General features: G+C 31.3%; 1 protein-coding gene and 1 pseudogene. One reads left to right on the plus strand and one right to left on the minus strand.

Features of this window, described 5'->3' with window-relative positions:
• Positions 1 to 195: 195 nt before the first annotated feature.
• Positions 196 to 294 (minus strand): annotated as a pseudogene (locus AB0C84_RS45965) (replication initiation protein); the annotation flags it as partial.
• Positions 295 to 1,059: 765 nt separating this feature from the next.
• On the opposite strand from AB0C84_RS45965, the gene AB0C84_RS45970 reads away from it, so the two are divergent.
• Positions 1,060 to 1,983, plus strand: coding sequence for a protein rep (locus tag AB0C84_RS45970; RefSeq protein ID WP_361079213.1), 924 nt, complete (start codon positions 1,060 to 1,062; stop codon positions 1,981 to 1,983).
• Positions 1,984 to 2,236 lie beyond the last annotated feature (253 nt).

A 2,236-nucleotide genomic window follows, 5' to 3' on the forward strand; every position in this document is an offset into this window, starting at 1 on the left:
GCACAGAAATGCCTCCGTATGTAGCCATTCGGTAGCCATTTCTGTGCAAAATATTGATTTGACAGTGTCAAATGGGATTCCTATTTATGCGATAAAAATTGTTATATGACTCCCGAACGGCTACACAAAAGATACCGAATAGCTACACAAAATCAAAAATGGATACCATTTAGCTCCCTTTTTATGTAGCCATTTTTAAAATAGCTTCTTACTTTTTGTCTGCCAAAATTCTATTTGCTTTTGTAATTGTTTTTCATTTTCTCTTAAAGTCGATTTCATTAATTCCGTTAAATCATTTTGCGTTTAGAAATGAATTTTAAAATGATTCATAGCCTCTCTGTTGAACGAAAGAAATTTTTGTTTGTTTTTATATTCGAAATGATTAAATGTCCTAGAAAGGGCTTAAAATGCAAAATAAAAAGACTACTCATTTTTTGAGTAGCCAGGGAATTGTTTTTGATATATTAAATGAAAGGAGTAATACATTAATCATATCACACGCATTTATGCCGAGAAAATTTTTGGTTGGAATGAGCTATGTGTTAGCTAACTATGTTAGCGAGTTGGTTGGTGGTTTGTTGGGATTAATCCCAACGAAGTACCAACTCAACAACACATTATGCTCCGTTGGTTCCAACCAAAAAGCAATTGGAATAAAGCATTAAAAATAGCCACTCAACAATTAAGTGGCTATGGAGGGTAAAAGTACTTTTTCATATTAAAAGATTTAATGATGTGTGGGGATGATGTTACATTTTCACTTTATCATTTATTTATTAATAGTGCATTTAAAAGTATTTAACGATGAGAATTTTTGGCTTTTTTGAAACGAGTGAAACGAGTTTCTTCTTGTCTTGATAATAAGGGTAACTATTCCCGGCGAGCGAAAGACCTCTTAATCCACTGGCATTTCTGGATTCAAGCACAAAAAAAGTTGCTTTTTCTAGCATACTATTGTAACGTTTATGGTGTCGAATCAAAAACGAAATAGAAAGGAGAAAAAGCAACTTTTTTATATACAATATTTGAGAAAACAAAGTTGTTTTTATGTGTTATAACATGGAAAAGTATACAGAGAAAAAGCAAGAAAATCAAGTATTTCAAAAATTTATTAAACGGCATGTTAAAGAGGGACAAATGGATTTGATTAAAAATTGTAATACGTTCTTGAGCTTTGTGACTGATAAGACGTTAGAGAAGAAAAAGCTATACAAAGCAAATCCTTGTAAGAATCGATTCTGTCCAGTGTGTGCGTGGCGAAAAGCGAGAAAAGATGCGTTAGGTTTATCATTGATGATGCAATATGTAAAACAAGAGGAGTCAAAATCATTTATATTTTTAACACTTACGACCCCAAATGTTACAGCTGAGCACTTAGAAGATGAAATACAAAATTATAATCACGCATTTCAAAAGATGTTTAAACGTAAAAAAGTTAATTCTATTGCTAAAGGTTATGTTCGGAAATTAGAAGTAACGTATAATGCGGAACGTGACGATTATCATCCTCATTTTCATGTCTTGATTGCAGTCAATCGCTCGTATTTTAAAGATACTAAATCATATATTAGTCAAAAAGAGTGGCTAAACTTATGGCGTGATGTTACAGATATGCCCGAGATTACACAAGTTCAAGTTCAAAAAATAAGACAAAATAACAATAAAGAGTTATATGAAATGGCTAAGTACTCTGGTAAAGATAGTGATTATTTAATAAATCAAAAAGTATTTGATGCATTCTATAAATCACTTAAAGGGAAACAGGTATTAGTTTATTCAGGATTGTTTAAAGAAGCGAGAAAGAAATTAAAGAATGGTGAATTGGATTATTTAAAAGATATTGATCCAACGGAATACGTGTATCAAATTTTTTACATGTGGAATAAAAATGAATATTTAGCGAGTGAAATTTTTGATTTAACAGACGAAGAGAAAAAATCAATTAATCATCAAATGATTAACGAAATCGAAGAAGAAAAATAAAAATCAAAACGCTGACTCAAAAAAAGAGTGAGCGTTTTTTGTTTTGTTAGAAAAAAATAAAGATGTTTTTCTGACAAAAGTTTGAGATTTTGAAATGAAAAATATGAGGGTATACAGGTGTAATATTGCAACTATTGCCATTCAAGAGCATAAGAGGAATCCTGCACAGAAATGCCTCCGTATGTAGCCATTCGGTAGCCATTTCTGTGCAAAATATTGATTTGACAGTGTCAAATGGGATTCCTATTTATGC

It is taken from the genome of Actinomadura sp. NPDC048955, assembly GCF_040649435.1.
Lineage (GTDB): Bacteria > Actinomycetota > Actinomycetes > Streptosporangiales > Streptosporangiaceae > Spirillospora > Spirillospora luteofluorescens.